At 49.9% G+C, this 16655-nt stretch carries 16 protein-coding genes; 9 read left to right on the plus strand and 7 right to left on the minus strand.

The annotated features are described in order from the left end of the window. The first annotated feature begins 15 nt into the window (after positions 1 to 15). Positions 16 to 1428 carry a cell division protein FtsP gene (gene ftsP, locus AB1E22_RS12795; protein ID WP_367595637.1) on the plus strand — a complete coding sequence of 471 codons (1413 nt, stop codon included), beginning with the start codon at positions 16 to 18 and terminating at the stop codon, positions 1426 to 1428. A gap of 163 nt (positions 1429 to 1591) precedes the next feature. After that, positions 1592 to 3835, plus strand: coding sequence for a YgiQ family radical SAM protein (locus AB1E22_RS12800; protein ID WP_367595638.1), 2244 nt, complete (start codon positions 1592 to 1594; stop codon positions 3833 to 3835). 70 nt (positions 3836 to 3905) lie between these two features. Here the strand turns inward: AB1E22_RS12800 and dkgA are convergent, their stop codons facing one another. After that, positions 3906 to 4733, minus strand: a complete 828-nt coding sequence (gene dkgA / locus AB1E22_RS12805; RefSeq protein WP_367595639.1) for a 2,5-didehydrogluconate reductase DkgA — start codon at positions 4731 to 4733, stop codon at positions 3906 to 3908. A gap of 105 nt (positions 4734 to 4838) precedes the next feature. After that, positions 4839 to 6002 carry an alcohol dehydrogenase gene (gene yqhD / locus AB1E22_RS12810; protein WP_367595640.1) on the minus strand — a complete coding sequence of 388 codons (1164 nt, stop codon included), beginning with the start codon at positions 6000 to 6002 and terminating at the stop codon, positions 4839 to 4841. A 194-nt stretch (positions 6003 to 6196) separates the two neighbouring features. Between yqhD and AB1E22_RS12815 the strand changes: the two genes are divergently transcribed. Then, a complete protein-coding gene (locus AB1E22_RS12815) occupies positions 6197 to 7087 on the plus strand; it encodes an AraC family transcriptional regulator (RefSeq protein WP_367595641.1) in 891 nt (296 codons plus the stop codon). Between the two features lie 47 nt (positions 7088 to 7134). On the opposite strand, the gene AB1E22_RS12820 is transcribed toward AB1E22_RS12815, so the two are convergent. Together AB1E22_RS12820 and metC are read right to left on the minus strand one after the other, a co-directional pair. After that, positions 7135 to 7794 carry a DedA family protein gene (locus AB1E22_RS12820; RefSeq protein ID WP_367595642.1) on the minus strand — a complete coding sequence of 220 codons (660 nt, stop codon included), beginning with the start codon at positions 7792 to 7794 and terminating at the stop codon, positions 7135 to 7137. Positions 7795 to 8020: 226 nt separating this feature from the next. Further along, positions 8021 to 9232: a cystathionine beta-lyase gene (metC, locus tag AB1E22_RS12825; protein ID WP_437178416.1), complete on the minus strand. Its 1212-nt coding sequence runs from the start codon at positions 9230 to 9232 to the stop codon at positions 8021 to 8023. A gap of 164 nt (positions 9233 to 9396) precedes the next feature. Here metC and exbB point away from each other — a divergent pair, with 164 nt between their 5' ends. The 3 genes from exbB (at position 9397) to fucR (ending at position 11568) form a co-directional block, all read left to right on the plus strand. After that, a complete protein-coding gene (gene exbB / locus AB1E22_RS12830; RefSeq protein WP_367595644.1) occupies positions 9397 to 10131 on the plus strand; it encodes a tol-pal system-associated acyl-CoA thioesterase in 735 nt (244 codons plus the stop codon). 4 nt (positions 10132 to 10135) lie between these two features. Next, on the plus strand, positions 10136 to 10561 hold the full coding sequence (exbD, locus tag AB1E22_RS12835; protein ID WP_367595645.1) for a TonB system transport protein ExbD: 426 nt from the start codon (positions 10136 to 10138) through the stop codon (positions 10559 to 10561). A gap of 263 nt (positions 10562 to 10824) precedes the next feature. Then, a complete protein-coding gene (gene fucR / locus AB1E22_RS12840) occupies positions 10825 to 11568 on the plus strand; it encodes an L-fucose operon activator (protein WP_367595646.1) in 744 nt (247 codons plus the stop codon). Positions 11569 to 11573: 5 nt separating this feature from the next. Here the strand turns inward: fucR and AB1E22_RS12845 are convergent, their stop codons facing one another. Both AB1E22_RS12845 and AB1E22_RS12850 read right to left on the minus strand, forming a co-directional pair. Beyond that, complete coding sequence (locus tag AB1E22_RS12845; RefSeq protein ID WP_367595647.1) at positions 11574 to 11927, minus strand: cytoplasmic protein; 354 nt, start codon at positions 11925 to 11927, stop codon at positions 11574 to 11576. Beyond that, complete coding sequence (locus tag AB1E22_RS12850) at positions 11924 to 12331, minus strand: hypothetical protein (protein WP_367595648.1); 408 nt, start codon at positions 12329 to 12331, stop codon at positions 11924 to 11926. The genes AB1E22_RS12845 and AB1E22_RS12850 overlap by 4 nt, the downstream gene beginning before the upstream one ends. A 102-nt stretch (positions 12332 to 12433) precedes the next feature. Between AB1E22_RS12850 and AB1E22_RS12855 the strand changes: the two genes are divergently transcribed. From AB1E22_RS12855 to AB1E22_RS12865, 3 genes are all read left to right on the plus strand, one after another. Then, positions 12434 to 12937, plus strand: a complete 504-nt coding sequence (locus AB1E22_RS12855; protein WP_367595649.1) for an ESA_00282 family adhesion-associated protein — start codon at positions 12434 to 12436, stop codon at positions 12935 to 12937. Between the two features lie 194 nt (positions 12938 to 13131). Next, positions 13132 to 13692 (plus strand): NlpC/P60 family protein, encoded by a 561-nt coding sequence (locus AB1E22_RS12860; protein WP_367595650.1) that lies wholly within the window; start codon positions 13132 to 13134, stop codon positions 13690 to 13692. A 192-nt stretch (positions 13693 to 13884) separates the two neighbouring features. Continuing rightward, entirely contained in the window at positions 13885 to 15177 is a 1293-nt protein-coding gene (locus tag AB1E22_RS12865; RefSeq protein WP_367595651.1) for an MFS transporter, read from the plus strand. A gap of 32 nt (positions 15178 to 15209) precedes the next feature. On the opposite strand, the gene AB1E22_RS12870 is transcribed toward AB1E22_RS12865, so the two are convergent. Beyond that, positions 15210 to 16571 (minus strand): HdeD family acid-resistance protein, encoded by a 1362-nt coding sequence (locus AB1E22_RS12870; protein WP_367595652.1) that lies wholly within the window; start codon positions 16569 to 16571, stop codon positions 15210 to 15212. Positions 16572 to 16655: the final 84 nt, after the last annotated feature.

The following is a 16655-nucleotide window of genomic DNA, read 5'->3' on the forward strand; positions in this document are numbered from 1 at the left end:
TCACATGGAGTTATTATGTCACTCAGTCGGCGTCAGTTTTTACAGGCATCAGGAGTCGCACTTTGTGCAGGCTCGGTGCCACTGAGGGCAAACGCGGCAGGACTGCAGCAACCTTTACCCGTGCCTCCTTTATTGGAATCTCGTCGTGGCCAGCCTCTATTCCTGACGTTACAGCGGGCGCACTGGTCATTTACCGGCGGGGCTAAAGCGCAAGTCTGGGGGCTTAACGGGCGTTATCTTGGGCCGACCATCCGCGTATGGAGCGGCGATGACGTAAAGATGATTTACAGCAACCGCCTGCAAGAAAATATCGCGATGACGATTGCGGGCTTGCAAGTGCCAGGCCCGTTGATGGGCGGCGCGGCGCGGATGATGCAGCCAAACGTTGATTGGGCACCCGTGCTGCCAATTCGCCAGCAGGCCGCGACGCTGTGGTACCACGCTAACACCCCGAACCGCACGGCAAAACAGGTCTATAACGGCCTGGCAGGGATGTGGCTTATCGAAGACGAAGTCAGCAAATCATTGCCCATTCCTAACCACTACGGCGTTGATGACTTCCCGGTGATTATTCAGGATAAGCGCCTTGATAACTTTGGCGCGCCTGAGTACGAAGAGCCGGGTAGCGGCGGTTTTGTTGGCGATACTTTACTGGTGAATGGCGTGCAGGGGCCGTATGTCGAAGTGTCCCGTGGCTGGGTGCGTTTACGTTTGCTGAACGCGTCGAACTCACGTCGTTATTTGCTGCAAATGAGCGATGGTCGCGCAATGCACGTGATTTCAAGCGATCAGGGTTTCCTCCCGGCTCCGGTTTCCGTGAAGCAACTTTCAATGGCTCCGGGTGAGCGCCGGGAAATCCTGGTAGATATGTCAGACGGAAAAGAAGTGTCGATTACCTGCGGCGAAGCGGCGGGCATTATGGATCGTATTCGTGGCTTCTTTGAGCCATCGAGCATTCTGATCTCGACGCTGGTATTAACGTTGCGTGCCACGGGGTTGCTGCCGCTGGTGACCGATTCGCTGCCAATGCGCCTGCTCCCGGACGAGATTATCAATGGTAATCCGGCACGCAGCCGCGAAATCACCCTTGGTGACGATCCTGGTATTAATGGCCAGCTTTGGGATATGAAACGTATTGATATCCAGACTCAGCAAGGCACCTGGGAGCGCTGGACTGTGCGTTCCGATATGCCGCAATCTTTCCATATCGAAGGGGTGAGTTTCCTGATTAAAAACGTCAATGGAGCGGCACCGTTTGGCGAAGACCGCGGCTGGAAAGATACCGTTTGGATTGATGGTCAGGTCGAGTTACTGGTCTACTTCGGGCAGCCTTCATGGGAACATTTCCCATTCCTCTATACCAGTCAGACGCTGGAAATGGCAGACCGCGGCTCCATTGGGCAACTGTTGGTACAGCCTGCGCCGTAAACTATTCTCACCGGAAACAACTCCCACCCGCCCTTCTCCCTGAGTGAGAGGGGCGAGGGGGATTTAACATGGTAATCACCCTTCATTTTTGACCCCATACCAGCGTATAATCGCCGGCTTTGGTTATTTTTAAATCATTTTTTATTCATTTTTCGGAAGCATTATGAGCTCTATAAGCTTGATCCAGCCCGATCGCGAACTCTTTTCGTGGCCACAATACTGGGCCGCCTGTTTTGGCCCGGCACCATTTTTACCCATGTCACGCAAGGAAATGGACGAGTTAGGCTGGGACAGCTGCGACATCATTCTGGTTACCGGAGATGCTTACGTTGACCATCCGAGTTTTGGGATGGCGATTTGTGGCCGCATGCTGGAGGCTCAAGGCTTCCGCGTGGGTATCATTGCCCAGCCAGACTGGAACTCTAAAGAAGATTTTATGCGCCTGGGCAAACCGAACCTGTTCTTCGGGGTAACGGCTGGCAACATGGACTCAATGATCAACCGCTACACGGCCGACCGTAAGCTGCGTCATGACGATGCCTACACGCCAGATAACGTGGCGGGGAAACGCCCGGATCGTGCATCTCTTGCTTATACCCAACGCTGCAAAGAAGCCTGGCGCGATGTGCCGGTTATTATCGGTGGCATCGAAGCGAGCCTGCGTCGTACCGCGCATTACGATTATTGGTCTGACACCGTTCGTCGTTCCATTCTGGTGGATTCCAAAGCCGATATGCTGATTTTCGGCAACGGCGAGCGCCCGCTGGTGGAAGTGGCTCACCGCCTGGCGGCAGGTGAAACGATCGATAAAATTTGCGATGTCCGTAATACCGCAATGATGCGTAAAGAAGCGATGCCGGGCTGGTCTGGCGTAGATTCTACTCGTCTGGACACGCCAGGCCGCATCGACCCGATTCCACATCCATACGGTGAAGATTTACCGTGCGCTGACACCGGCAAACCGTCCAAGCCTGAAGACGCGCAAGCTATCGTGGTGAAACCTGCGCCGATGAAACCGTGGGAAAAAACCTACGTGTTGCTGCCGTCATTCGAAAAAGTAAAAAACGATAAAGTTCTCTACGCGCACGCTTCCCGTATTTTGCACCATGAAACCAACCCAGGCTGTGCGCGTGCGCTGATGCAAAAACACGGCGACCGTTATGTCTGGATTAACCCGCCAGCCATTCCGCTTTCCACCGAAGAGATGGATAGCGTTTTTGCCTTGCCTTACAAGCGCGTGCCGCATCCTGCTTACGGCAAAGCGCGTATTCCGGCGTACGAAATGATTCGCTTCTCAGTGAACATCATGCGCGGCTGTTTTGGCGGCTGTTCTTTCTGTTCTATCACTGAACACGAAGGGCGCATTATTCAGAGCCGTTCAGAAGATTCGATCATCAGTGAAATCGAAGCGATGCGTGATACCGTTCCAGGCTTTACCGGCGTGGTTTCGGATCTCGGCGGCCCAACTGCCAACATGTATATGCTGCGTTGTAAGTCGCCGCGTGCGGAACAAACCTGTCGCCGTTTGTCCTGTGTCTACCCGGATATTTGTTCGCACATGGACACTAACCATGAGCCAACCATTAATTTGTACCGCCGCGCGCGCGATCTTAAAGGCATCAAAAAGATCCTGATTGCTTCCGGTGTGCGTTACGACATTGCCGTGGAAGATCCGCGTTATATCAAAGAGCTGGCAACGCACCACGTTGGTGGCTACCTGAAAATTGCCCCGGAACACACTGAAGAAGGGCCGCTGTCTAAGATGATGAAGCCTGGGATGGGCAGCTATCATCGCTTCAAAGAGCTGTTTGATACCTATTCGAAACAGGCTGGCAAAGAGCAGTACCTGATCCCTTACTTTATCTCCGCGCACCCTGGCACGCGTGATGAAGATATGGTGAATCTGGCGCTGTGGCTGAAGAAGAATCGCTTCCGTTTGGATCAGGTGCAGAACTTCTATCCGTCACCGCTCGCGAACTCCACGACCATGTATTACACCGGTAAGAACCCCCTAAGCAAGATTAGCTACAAGAGTGAAGATGTGGTGGTGCCGAAAGGTGATCGCCAGCGCCGCCTGCATAAAGCGCTGCTCCGTTATCACGATCCTGCTAACTGGCCATTGATTCGTGAAGCGCTGGAAGCGATGGGTAAAAAACATCTGATCGGTGGCCGCCGTGAATGTCTGGTACCTTCGCCAACGCTTGAAGAAATGCGCGAAGCACGCCGCCACAATCGTGGTGCACGCCCGGCATTGACCAAGCATACGGCTATGACGCATCAGCGCCGCCCAGCGGCAACGGGTGCAAAACCGGCTGCGGGTGCGAAGGTTGCGCCTAAGGCGGCGGTAGCAGCGAAGGCTGCGCAGAAGGGAACGGGAAAGCCAGCGGCTAAGAAGCGCCCGGCTTAACGGTTTTTGTAAGACGAGCGGCTCTCAGCCTAACCCTCTCCGCCAGGAGAGGGCAGGGGTGAGAGTTGTTCTAACTCCCAAACACATCCGGGTCTGGCCCCAGACGCGTATTACTATCCAGCTTCGCAATCTCGCTCAGCTCGTCTTTATCGAGACGGAAATCAAACACATCAAAGTTTTCTGCGATACGTGCAGGCGTAACGGATTTTGGAATCACGACCAGGCCGCTATCCAGGTGCCAACGGATCACAACTTGCGCTGGCGTTTTACCGTATTTATCCGCCAGATCGCGAATGATTTTCTGATCGAACACCCCTTTACCGCCCTGAGCAAGCGGGCTCCAGGATTCGGTCTGGATCTTATGGGTCGCATTCCAGGCATGAAGCTGGCGTTGCTGCAGTAGCGGATGCAATTCAATCTGATTGATCACCGGCGAAACACCTGTTTCATCAATCAAACGTTGCAGATGGTTGAGCTGGAAATTACACACGCCGATGCTTTTCACCAGCCCCTGTTTTTGCAGCTCTATCATGCCTTTCCAGGCTTCAACATAATGATCTTTGCTGGGCACCGGCCAGTGCATGAGATACAGATCGACATAGTCTAGCTGAAGTTTTTCGAGACTCTCTTCCAGCGCCTGACGTGGGCGCTGCTGATCGTCATTCCAGAGTTTGGTGGTGATAAACAGTTCATCACGCGGGACGCCCGCATTTTTAAGCGCGCTACCTACGCCGTCTTCATTTTTGTAAGCGGCTGCGGTATCAATGGAACGATAGCCGACCTCCAGCGCTTTATCGATGGCAATCAGAACCTGGTCGTTGCTGGCTTGCCAAACGCCGAGGCCTAATTGCGGCATTACATTCCCGTCCTGGAGCTTGATTATGGTTGGATTTGCCATGCATTCCTCCTTAATGAGCGATACACCGGGGCGATGCCCCAGTGTAACAATTGCATTTAAGTCTGGACCAAATACTCAAAAACGAAAACAAATGAGCCAAATTACTTAGCGTGCTGCTTCGTAAATACGGCGGCTCACGTCCAGCGTAATATCTTGATGCTCACCCAGTTTAGTCATGCCTTTTTCTTCCAGTTTCACCAGCAGAGCCGGGATGGTACTGCCATCCAGACCGTAGGCAGACAAGCGAGTTGGAGCACCCATTTGCTCGAAGAAATTACGCGTTGCGTCAATCGCTGCATCAATGCGTTCTTCTTCGCTACCTTCGGTGATATTCCACACGCGCTCAGCATATTGCAGCAGCTTGCCGCGTTTCTCGTTGCGCTTTTCATTCAGCAGAGAAGGCAGAACGACAGCCAGAGTTTGCGCGTGATCCAGACCGTGCATTGCAGTCAGTTCGTGGCCCAGCATATGCGTTGCCCAATCCTGTGGCACGCCAGCGCCGATCAGGCCGTTTAACGCCATGGTTGCTGCCCACATGACGTTTGCACGCACGTCGTAGTTTTCTGGCTCTTTCAGTGCCTTCGGGCCGTCTTCAACCAGCGTTAACAGAATGCCTTCCGCGAAGCGATCCTGCACTTTAGCGTTCACCGGGTAAGTGATGTATTGCTCAACGGTATGAACAAAGGCATCGACGACGCCATTTGCAACCTGACGTGGTGGCAGGGTGTAGGTATAAACCGGATCAAGTACGGCAAATACGGGTTGGACGAATTCAGACATAAATGCCTGTTTGTCGCCGGTTGAACGGCGGGAAACAACGGCACCTTTGTTAGATTCAGACCCGGTTGCAGGCAGCGTCAGAACAGAGCCCATAGGAATTGCGCTCTTAACATCGCTACCGCGCGTCAGCAGAATATTCCACGGGTCCTGATCTAACGGGTAGTTTGCCGCCGCAGCAATAAACTTGGTGCCGTCGAGAACAGAGCCACCGCCAACCGCCAGCAGGAAAGTGATATTCTCTTTGCGCACCACTTCCACCGCTTTCATCAGTGTTTCGTAAGTCGGGTTGGGTTCGATGCCGCTAAATTCCAGCACGTCCAGCCCTTCAAGCTGGGCGTAAACCTGATCCAAAACGCCATTTTTCTTTACGCTGCCGCCGCCGTAGGTAATCAGTACGCGTGCATCCGCTGGAATTTGTGCGCGCAGTTCAGAAACAGCGCCTTTGCCAAACAGGATGCGGGTTGGGGTATGGAGGTCGAAGTTGTTCATTATTGAATTCTCATCTTGTGGGTGATTAGAGACATTGCTATTCGAATTTGATGGTAGCCATTGTCGGCTTGCGAGGGGGATCTCTCAATGCATATTCCTGCCTTTGTCTTGCCTATTCCTACAGCTCGCTGGAGAAATGACAAAATTAGAGGCACACTGTCATCGTCAGAAAAACCTTGCAGAGCGTGGGAAAAATGAAGCGGAAAGCGATTTGCCAGCAGTTAACCAGTAAAATTAATCATTTGATACAAAAAGAAAAGAGTGGGCTTGGCTCGCTGCCAAACGTCACTTTACTGTATGGCACTCAACCCTATGCTCGTACGCCGGTAATGTATGAGCCTGGCATCATTATTCTCTTCTCAGGCCATAAAACGGGTTATCTGAACGATCGCGTTTTTCGCTACGATGCTAATGAATATCTATTGCTGACCGTTCCGCTGCCGTTTGAGTGCGAAACCTTTGCCACACCTGAAGTCCCGCTCGCAGGCGTGCGCATCAATATTGATATTTTGCAGCTTCAGGACTTGTTGATGGACATCGGCGAGGATGATTTATCGCACCCGCAAACCTGCTCAACCGGCATTAATTCCGCTGAACTTTCCGAAGAGATTCTCTGCGCCGCCGAGCGTTTACTTGATGTGCTGGAACACCCGCTCGACGCGCGTATTTTGGGCAAACAGATTATCCGCGAGATTCTCTATCACATTCTGGTGGGGTCATGCGGGGCAGCACTGCTGGCGCTGGTGAGCCGCCAGACGCATTTCAGCCTGATTAGCCGCGTTCTGCGCCGCATAGAAACTCAGTACACCGAGAATTTGTCGGTGGACCAACTGGCTGCGGAAGCGAATATGAGCGTCTCGGCGTTTCACCATAACTTTAAGTCTGTGACCAGTACATCGCCGCTGCAATATCTCAAGAGCTATCGCCTGCATAAAGCGCGCATGCTGATTTTGCATGATGGAATGAAAGCCAGTACCGCCGCCATTCGCGTCGGCTATGAAAGCGCATCGCAGTTTAGCCGCGAATTTAAACGCTATTTTGGTGTGACACCGGGGGAAGATGCTGCGCGGATGCGCGTGATTTGATAGCGCTGAAAGGGTGGATAAGCCAGGCTTTTCCACCCTGTAAATTTTTATGCGGGGTTAAATCTTTTTTTGAGAACGACAAACAGCGTTCCCACCAGGCCTGCAACCAGCAGCACCATTGGCAGAATCATCAGACAGGTCATCACCTGATCTTCATGGCGTTTCACAAACGGAATCATGCTCAGGGCATAACCCAGGCTGGTCACGCTTCCTACCCACAGCAGCCCGCTTAACCAGTTAAACACCTGAAAACGACGATTGCTGAGGCCAGAAATCCCCGCCATCGTTGGCAATAGCGTGCGAACAAATGCCAGAAAACGCCCGGCCAACAGCGCGAATAAACCGTGTCGGTCGAACATCACGGTCGCACGTTGATGATATTGCGGCGGTAGCTGTTTGAGCCAGCCTTTCACGATGTGGGTATTACCGAGCCAGCGGCCCTGGGCGTAGCTCAGCCAGCAACCCAGGCTTGCCGCAGAGGTTAAAATAATCATTGTCGGGACAAAATCCATGACCCCTTTTGCTACCAGCGCGCCTGCGAGCAAGAGCAAACTGTCGCCAGGCAGAAACGAGGCGGGCAGTAATCCGTTTTCAAGAAACAGCGTCGCAAACATGACGCAATAAACCACGCCAACAACATGAGGGTCCGCGAGTGCAGCAAAGTCATGTTGCCAGAGCGCCTGAACGATATTATGTATAACAGCCATGGCAAATCCTGTGGAACCGCAAAATTGGGCATGCCCGAATCTAAAGATGCACGCTTAGGCGCACCTTAGTTCTGGAGACATACTTTTTGAAAACATGCTTTTTTTAAAACACACTTATTAAGAATACAGTGTAACGCCAAACAACCTGCGACAACTTGATCGCAGGCTCAACAAATCATCATGAAATCGCAAAAATTGTCCTTTCAGGTGTCCACTTCTGGCAATTTTAGGCGATCCTCTGGAAACCTGCGTCGAGATCGGCAATCAAATCGTCCACATTTTCCAGGCCAATGTGTACGCGGACCAGCGTTCCGGTGAAGTCGATTCCGCCTGCCGGGCGGATTTCAGCGAGCTCTTCCGGCTGGTTGGCTAGGATAAGCGATTCATAGCCTCCCCAGGAATAGGCCATACTGAAATAGTGGAAATGATCCAGATAGTTTTTGTATTGCTCACTATCTAAACGTTTTTTCAGCACAAATGAGAACAGACCGCTGCTACCTGTAAAGTCTCGTTTCCAGAATTCATGGCCCTTGCTGCCCGGCAACGCGGGATGGTTCACGCGTTCTACCTGCGGGTGCTGCGCCAGCCATTCGGCAACTTTCAGACTGCTTTCATGATGTTGACGTAAACGCACACCTAATGTCCGCAATCCTCTGCTGGTCATATAGGCGGTATCGGCATCAAGCATTTGCCCCATCAAATATGAATTTTCACGTAACTGATCCCAGCAACGGGCATTCGACACCGCCGTGCCGACCATCGCATCTGAATGACCAATCAGGTATTTAGTGCCTGCCTGAATGGAAATATCGATGCCGAAATCTAGCGCTTTAAATAAAATGCCCGCCGCCCAGGTGTTATCAATCATGATGATGGCTTCTGGGGCAACGCGGCGTACCGCCTGAACAATGGCTGGAACGTCATGTACTTCCATTGTGATTGAGCCAGGCGATTCCAGAAATACGACTTTAGTATTGGGTTTCACGAGCTCGGCGATTCCCGTGCCAATCATGGGATCAAACCAGGTTGTGGTGACACCGAGTTTAGCGAGGATTTTTGTGCAGAAATCCTGGGTGGGTTCGTACGCGCTGCCGGTTACTAGCACGTTATCGCCCTGTTCGACAAACGCCAGGATCGTATTGGCAACCGCTGCGGCGCCGCAAGGATAAAGTGCGCAGCCCGCACCGCCTTCCAGCTCGCACATCGCTTCCTGTAAGGCGAAATGGGTGAGGGTGCCGCGGCGGCCATAAAACAGTTCGCCTTTAGCCCGGTTCGCCGTCGCCTGTTTTTTGGCTTCGACGGTTTCGAAAACCAGTGAAGATGCGCGTTGAATCACGCTGTTAACCGAACCCTGGGTGAATTTTTTATCGCGCCCGGCATTAACCAGCGCTGTTTCAATGTGCTTTGTACTCATCTTCACTTTACCCTGTTTAACCATCTGGATGTCTAAATCTAACTTATCATGCTTTTGCTGCGTAAGCGCAAGGAATGCATAGACAATTTCAGGCACTCTTTAAATACTAATGAGAACTACTATCAATTCGATGTCGTTTTGATATTATTGCGCACAGTTTTTGTATTATTTCGTGGTGGAGAGTAAGAGTGACGAATAATTTGATGCAGACAGACCTCTCTGTCTGGGGCATGTATCACCATGCCGACATCGTGGTAAAAATTGTGATGATCGGCCTGATGCTGGCCTCTGTCGTCACATGGGCAATCTTCTTTAGCAAAAGCGTTGAGCTGATGTCGCAAAAGCGTCGTCTCAAGCGCGAACAGCAGCAACTGGCTAATGCCCGCTCTCTGAATGAAGCCAGTGAAATGGCCGAAGCGTTTGATGCGAAAAGCCTTAGCTCAATGCTTATTAACGAAGCACAAAACGAGCTGGAGCTTTCCACCGGCAGCGAAGATAACGAAGGTATTAAAGAGCGTACCGGTTTCCGCCTTGAGCGTCGCGTTGCGGCGATAGGCCGTCACATGGGACGCGGTAACGGTTTTCTTGCCACAATCGGGGCAATTTCACCGTTTGTCGGTCTGTTTGGTACCGTCTGGGGCATCATGAACAGCTTTATTGGTATTGCGCAGTCGCAAACCACTAACCTTGCTGTAGTGGCACCGGGTATTGCAGAAGCCTTGCTGGCAACGGCTATCGGCCTGGTTGCGGCGATTCCTGCTGTGGTTATCTACAACGTGTTTGCCCGCGTGATTGGCGGCTACAAAGCCTCTTTAGGTGACGTTGCGGCTCAGGTTCTGTTGCTGCAAAGCCGTGACCTGGATTTAGAAGCCAGCTCCCAGGCTCGCCCGGTTCGTACGGCTCAGAAACTGCGTGTAGGTTGATCCCATGGCTTTGCGTCTAAACGAAAATCTCGATGATAACGGTGAAATGCATGAAATTAACGTGACACCGTTTATCGATGTCATGTTGGTTCTGCTGATTATCTTTATGGTCGCCGCGCCGCTTGCCACCGTAGACGTGAAGGTTAATCTGCCTGCGTCTTCAAGCCAGCCGCAGCCGCGTCCGGAAAAACCGATCTATCTTTCTGTCAAAGCCGATCACACCATGTTTATTGGCAATGATGAAGTCACTAAAGAGAGCATGATCAACGCTCTGATGGCCGCGACCGAAGGCAAGAAAGACACCACGATTTTCTTCCGCGCTGATAAATCCGTTGATTATGAAACGATGATGAGTGTGATGGATACGCTGCATCAGGCAGGGTATTTGAAGATTGGTCTGGTGGGGCAGGAAGTCACCAAAACTCAGTAATTGATTGATTCATCTGTAGGTCGGACCCACCCGACATTAACCTGAATACTTTCATACTCATTCCGAAGCGGCCTGTTAGTTTACCTGACGGGCCGTTTTTCATTTCTGCGTCTGGCCGTACTCCATCCTGTGTATCACCCCCGAAGTCATGGAACCGCTAAGTTCCGCGATCGTTATCACAAGAGAGCAGGCAAAACACGTTAACAACTTGTTAACCATGCTTATCACCGCCTACTATCCGAGCAATGCCGGGAGACGAGACAATGAAAAATGTACGCCATGAGGAACTGGTTAAACTGGTCGAGCAGTACAATTATCTGACGACACAGCACCTGGCTCACTTGTTAGAGGTGAGTCAGGAAACGGTGCGACGCGATCTGCGCGTGCTGCAAAAGCAGGGAAAAATTGTTCGTCAGCATGGGCGGGCAAAGCGCATTAATCGGGATGCCAATGAGAGCGGCGATCCCTTTACTGCGCGCCTCAAAAGCCATCTCAATAGCAAAGCGGATATCGCTCACCGTGCGCTCGCCTGGATTGTACCGGAAATGGTTATCGCCCTTGATGCCAGTTCGACCTGCTGGTATCTGGCGCGTTTACTGCCCGATATTCCTCTCACCGTTTTTACCAATAGCGAACGTGTTTGCCATGAATTAGCGAAGCGTGAACATATCCAGTTGATTAGCACCGGCGGTTTTCTTGAGCGTAAATATGCTTGTTATATCAATGCGCCACTGGCCGCGCATCTCAGGACACTGGAGATCGATCTATTCCTGTTTTCCTGCGAGGGAGTAGATAGCAACGGGACGTTATGGGATACCCGTAGCTGGAATGCCGAATATAAAACGCAGTTGCTCAAGCGAGCGGCGCAGTCATTGCTGTTGATCGATAAGAGCAAGTTCGATCGCGTGAGCGAGGTGCGGATCGGCGAGCGAACGGATGTGACTGAAATTATTACTGAAGGCGAGGGTTGCCCGCTTATGACGGGCAAACTTGAGCGTACTATTTAGCATCATTACAAATGAGGTGTTTTATAGCTATTTTCCAGCAACGCCCGCGTGCGTGACAGCGTCTGCGCTTCATCGTTTTTGAGGTTTTGATAAACCGCTTCCAGGCGTGCGAGCATTTCATTTTTTATCTGGGGCTGCTGAGAAAGTATTTCGCTGAGCACGACACCATAAATTTCTTCTTTTACGCGATAAGGGTAAATTTGGTGGCGGTTATGCCATTTTTGTTCGACTACCGCTGAGGTAATGTTGATTTGCCCTTGCGTGCAGCGGGAAATATTTTCATGTTTAATCTGTACTAATGCCGCAATGTTTTCGCGTAATAGTGTATTTTCATTATCGGGTTGATGGGTATCTGTCATAACAATGGCTCATGTAGAGAATAAAATAGTGGCCAGCTTTTTTCCTGAGTTAACTGGTTAATCCAAATCTGCTGGGAATGTTCACTTATCATAAATTTTTTATCTTCGATGAGCATTTGCATATCGGCAGGCGAGACCTTTTCTTTCTCGATCAACTCGTTTAATACCGTCACTAATGCCTCGATTTTTACCACACAAAACAGACGTTCTTTTAAATGCCAATCGTTTTCTTCAAGAAGGGTATTTTTTGCCTGCCCGGCATAGTGGTTGGTGCTCAGAATCGTTTTCTCCAGAACTAACAGATTATCCTGAATATCCCGCGTTAAGGCGCTATGTTCTTCTGGGCTATCAATATCAGGCTGTGAGAAAGCGAAGGGAACTGGCACCAGAGTGTTGGGCAGCATGAGAGATATCCTTTTATATCAAAACAATAAATTAGATGGACGGCAGGCAATGCGTTGACAATATTTTGCCTCAAAATTACTATAAAAAAAACAGGAGTTCCCATGCAAAGCGTCTTTTATTCTATCGTATTAATACTGTTATTACTGTGCGTCGTATTGATATTGATGCGCGAAATGTCGCGTCCCAAAGTGAAATTAGCCGCTTTAGTTTCCCCTAAATTAAATTTATCTGAAAGTGACGAACGTGAAGATTATTTTGCAAAGTTAATGTCGAAGGTTACCCCAGGTTATTATTGGCGGGTTAGCCATGAATATGTAGATTTTAATCATGCCACGATTAAACGTATGCGTATTGAAGAACTCAGTGCCGACCCTGCGCTGTTTAACGCTCAGCGGCGGTGCAGTGATTTGCACTCTGCTATTTATCGCTATTACGATAATCTCAGAAAGCGCTGTGCCGACGGGGAAAAAGTCCCGTTTGCTGACATTGAAGTGCTGAATTTGCGCCAGTGCTATGACGAGTTCAGTCACGATGCTTATCCTGCGCTGGTCGCGCTGGTATGGCCGCATTATCAACGCCCAGAAGTCGATATCGCCAACGTATAAATCCTTGCTTCTCACTGATCGATCCAGTAGCAGGCTGTTTTTTAACTTAAAAAAATCAAAGTCTAAAAATGGATCGATTAACTGCTGGCTAAAAAGCATCCAAAGCATATTATTTGCTCACCCAAAAGGAGTTGATTGTCCCATTGCTGAAGGTTCAGTAATGATGTTTCGCCTGCAAATGAAAGAAATTACTTATGCCTCGTTTTAAAAAAATGATTACCCTGTCATGCCTTATTGTTCCCTTAGTTATTAGTGCCAATTCCTTTGCTTTTAATTTACCAAAGGAATTTGCATCATTAGGAACACAATCTCTTGCTAAAAAAGATGTGTTCGCCGAAAAAGCAAAATATATCCCTGCTGAAAAAAGCAATAAATCAAATGATGTCAGATCTGCCATATTAACGCAGTTTTCTAGCTGGAAAGGAACGCGCTATCACTGGGGCGGAACGACGCACGCTGGTGTGGATTGCTCTGCGCTGATGCAGCATATTTTTAGCGACTCATTCCACAAAGATTTACCAAGAACCACTTCCCAGCAAATAGAGAATGGGAAACAAGTTAGCAAAGATGAACTCAGGCCGGGTGATTTAGTCTTCTTTAAGACATCGCCAGGTAAACGTCACGTCGGGGTTTATATCGGAGATAATAAGTTTATCCATGCGTCCACCAGCATGGGGGTGACGATGTCATCCCTGGCGAATAACTATTGGGTGGAGCACTATGAAACGGCGCGTCGTGTAAAGGTATTGGGCTGAAAACGACTCGAGTCTTTGACATCTCTCACAAGTTTTTTGACATGAGAATTTTATCCATACCGTGTGGAATTATATCTATCACGGTATTTCGCAATGGGTTCTACAGTAACTTATCGCCGTGAGGGATGGGTTACGGTGCCGGGATAAATTATAAAAGCTTATGGAAATACAACGTGCTGAGAGGAAGGTAAAATGTCTGATAAAGTCGCCCCCACACCCACGAAAAATTATGATTCCGTAGACACCGATAGCCTAAATAAAAAAGGCTACATAAAATTTCTTGTCTCGTTGTCGACAAATTTTATGTTTTTGCTGGCTCTCTATAATGCTGTTATATCAGTATTTTTACCCAATCAGGTACAACAAATAACAGATGCCACTGGCGGAGATAAAGTTGCTGCGCTGGCGATCATTATGACCCTGGTATCAGTGTTTACCTTCTTTGATCAGCCTTTAGCTGGCGCACTTTCTGATAGAACACGTTCGCGGTTTGGCCGCCGAACGCCCTGGATTATCGGAGGGACGTTTATCGGCGGTATGGCGCTTGCCATGGTGGCGCACCAAACCACAATTATAGGGCTCACAATCTTTTGGGTTATCGCAGCTGTAGCTTTAAATATGGCGCAGGGGCCGCTTTCAGCATCGTTGCCGGATAGAGTTGAAGAAAAACGCCGTGGGGTTGCATCCGGATTTATCGGTGCAGCCCAAACAGGAGGGGGCACATTAGGGATTATATTTGGCGGCTGGATTGCGAATCGCGATTTAGCTTCTGGATTCTATTTCTTTGCCATCGGGATCTTTATCGTTTCACTCGCTTCTTGTTTAATGAACCGTGAGCAAAGCAGTGAAGACATGCCTCGCGAACCCTTGGTATGGAAAAAATTCTTTACCCAATTCTGGGTCAGCCCAAAAAAATACCCTGATTTTGGCTGGGCATTTGCGGGGCGGTTTGTCATGTTTTTGGGCTACCAACTGATAGTCAATTATCAGCTCTATATTCTGCGTGATTATATTAATTTGTCGAAAACCGATTCCAATGTACTCATTGGGGTTATGGCGAGTATTCAGTTAGTGTCACTTATAATTTCAGCCGTTGTGTCGGGCTACCTCTCTGATAAATTCCAGGTGAGAAAGCCGTTTGTTATTATTTCCTCAATTATAATGGCTTCCGCTTATCTCTTCCCACTGCTAATGCAAAATGAAATATCCATGCTGATTATGGCGGGCATCATAGGTTTGGGATACGGATGCTATATGTCGATAGATATGGCATTGATGACGCAAGTGTTACCTGAAAAGGGTGCAAACGCAGGAAAAGATATGGGCGTATTAAATATCGCTAATAAATGCCCGCAAATGATCGTTACGCCATTAGGTGCTTTTATTTTAAGTGTTACGACCAGCTATAGTGCAGTGTTTATTTTCGCGATTGTGATGGTGATATTATCGGCCTGCTTAATTGCGCCGATAAAATCGGTTAAGTGATGAACACCTCATGGATGAGGTCAGTTTCAAGACTAATCCTCAGTAACTTCCTCACCGCTTTTGCCTCTCTCCCACGCGACACGGCGTTTAAACATCTTTTTCAACGCCCGCCTGCTGGTATTGAACCACCCGGTGGGGCGTGGATCGGCCAGCATGCTCAGCGCGCGGGCATAATCCAACACCAGGCCTGGTGTCCAGGCCATGGTTTCCGCTCGCTTGCGGATCTGTAAAGCGACCCATAATTCTGGCGTCGACATTAATTTTCCCATCGCCATCCAGAATCCACGTTTGCGCCATAATCTGCCTACCGAACCCTCAAGTGCCGCTTCTAACGCGCGTGCGACGCTGCTCGAACAGTTTCTGTAGGTCAAATTATAAGATTCATTTTGTCGATACTTCTCCCAGAAAGCTTTGAGACGAGCTTCACTGTAATTACGGATACGAACTTTTCTTGTGGATGGGCACCATTTTGCCGACTCGGTCGCATAATCGTGCTGAAATATTCCAGGAACATTATTTTCTGGCGTGGCGCGTAATAGGCGAGCAAATTCATCTGGCGACTGATCAATGAGCTCAGCGGGATAAAGGCTGATGTAAACGCCTCCGGGCGATTCGAGCGCGGCATGGCCGGTTGAGATAACGCCGTTACTATCAACGGCGGCGATATAACGGCTAATGACCGGGCGGGGAATGGCTTCGCCGGGCGCTGAGCCGACGGGAGTCCAGACGTGAACCGTCAGCGCTTGTTCATCATCGGCGGGTGGGCCGTCCCACTCCACAACCTCAGGCGGCTCGATATCGACTTCTTCCATAAAGACCGCGCCTTTAAGCCCAGGGTTTTCAGCGGCTCGTTTAATACGATTAGCGAGAATAAACATGTTCCAGCCCGCAAATGCGAGGCCTAATCCAAGACAATATGGAACGGTGCCTGCATAGTTCGAAGGCCATGGCTGGAAGAAGAATATTGCCAGCGCAATTTCAACGATTCCGCCCCATAGTGCAGGCCGCCAGCGGCGATAACGCACTACCACCGCAGAAGCAATTTGCAGTGAACCATCGAATAAAAACAACATGCCGAAGATCATTGCCAGCACAAAGTCACCGTCCTGATGACCGAACAGAATCAGTAACGCGGCGAGGGTGAAAGCGCTACCTTTTACGTAACGCAGCACACGCTGGCCGCCCATGCCGCTATGCGCGACCATAAGCGTTGCGCTGCCTTCAAGCATCAGCAAGCAGGCGAAAGGTTCGATTGGAAAGAACAGTGAGCCATCTAACGCATCAATAAAAATAACTACACCAGCAATCAGCGTCACCCAGCCGAAACGGCGCAGCCCGCGCCAGTGAGAACGCAGAAAATCAACGCCAAGCAGGATCATCGTTAGCCGCATCATGAAGGAAATTCCTGAAATGAACCCTTCAAATATATAGCCCACAAGAGTGTTAAATGCGTGGAGCGGTAAAATACATCGGTTTTA

This window comes from Buttiauxella gaviniae, assembly GCF_040786275.1.
In the GTDB taxonomy this organism is placed as follows: Bacteria; Pseudomonadota; Gammaproteobacteria; order Enterobacterales; family Enterobacteriaceae; genus Buttiauxella; species Buttiauxella gaviniae_A.

Bases quoted from the DNA above. Each gene is read 5' to 3' on its own strand.
- AB1E22_RS12865 (WP_367595651.1), top strand. From the start codon at position 13,885: ATGTCTGATAAAGTCGCCCCCACACCCACGAAAAATTATGATTCCGTA.
- AB1E22_RS12850 (WP_367595648.1), bottom strand. From the start codon at position 12,331: ATGCTGCCCAACACTCTGGTGCCAGTTCCCTTCGCTTTCTCACAGCCT.
- yqhD (WP_367595640.1), bottom strand. From the start codon at position 6,002: ATGAACAACTTCGACCTCCATACCCCAACCCGCATCCTGTTTGGCAAA.
- fucR (WP_367595646.1), top strand. From the start codon at position 10,825: ATGAAAAATGTACGCCATGAGGAACTGGTTAAACTGGTCGAGCAGTAC.
- AB1E22_RS12860 (WP_367595650.1), top strand. From the start codon at position 13,132: ATGCCTCGTTTTAAAAAAATGATTACCCTGTCATGCCTTATTGTTCCC.
- ftsP (WP_367595637.1), top strand. From the start codon at position 16: ATGTCACTCAGTCGGCGTCAGTTTTTACAGGCATCAGGAGTCGCACTT.
- exbD (WP_367595645.1), top strand. From the start codon at position 10,136: ATGGCTTTGCGTCTAAACGAAAATCTCGATGATAACGGTGAAATGCAT.
- AB1E22_RS12845 (WP_367595647.1), bottom strand. From the start codon at position 11,927: ATGACAGATACCCATCAACCCGATAATGAAAATACACTATTACGCGAA.
- AB1E22_RS12800 (WP_367595638.1), top strand. From the start codon at position 1,592: ATGAGCTCTATAAGCTTGATCCAGCCCGATCGCGAACTCTTTTCGTGG.
- dkgA (WP_367595639.1), bottom strand. From the start codon at position 4,733: ATGGCAAATCCAACCATAATCAAGCTCCAGGACGGGAATGTAATGCCG.
- AB1E22_RS12870 (WP_367595652.1), bottom strand. From the start codon at position 16,571: ATGATGCGGCTAACGATGATCCTGCTTGGCGTTGATTTTCTGCGTTCT.
- AB1E22_RS12855 (WP_367595649.1), top strand. From the start codon at position 12,434: ATGCAAAGCGTCTTTTATTCTATCGTATTAATACTGTTATTACTGTGC.
- metC (WP_437178416.1), bottom strand. From the start codon at position 9,232: ATGGTTAAACAGGGTAAAGTGAAGATGAGTACAAAGCACATTGAAACA.
- AB1E22_RS12820 (WP_367595642.1), bottom strand. From the start codon at position 7,794: ATGGCTGTTATACATAATATCGTTCAGGCGCTCTGGCAACATGACTTT.
- AB1E22_RS12815 (WP_367595641.1), top strand. From the start codon at position 6,197: ATGAAGCGGAAAGCGATTTGCCAGCAGTTAACCAGTAAAATTAATCAT.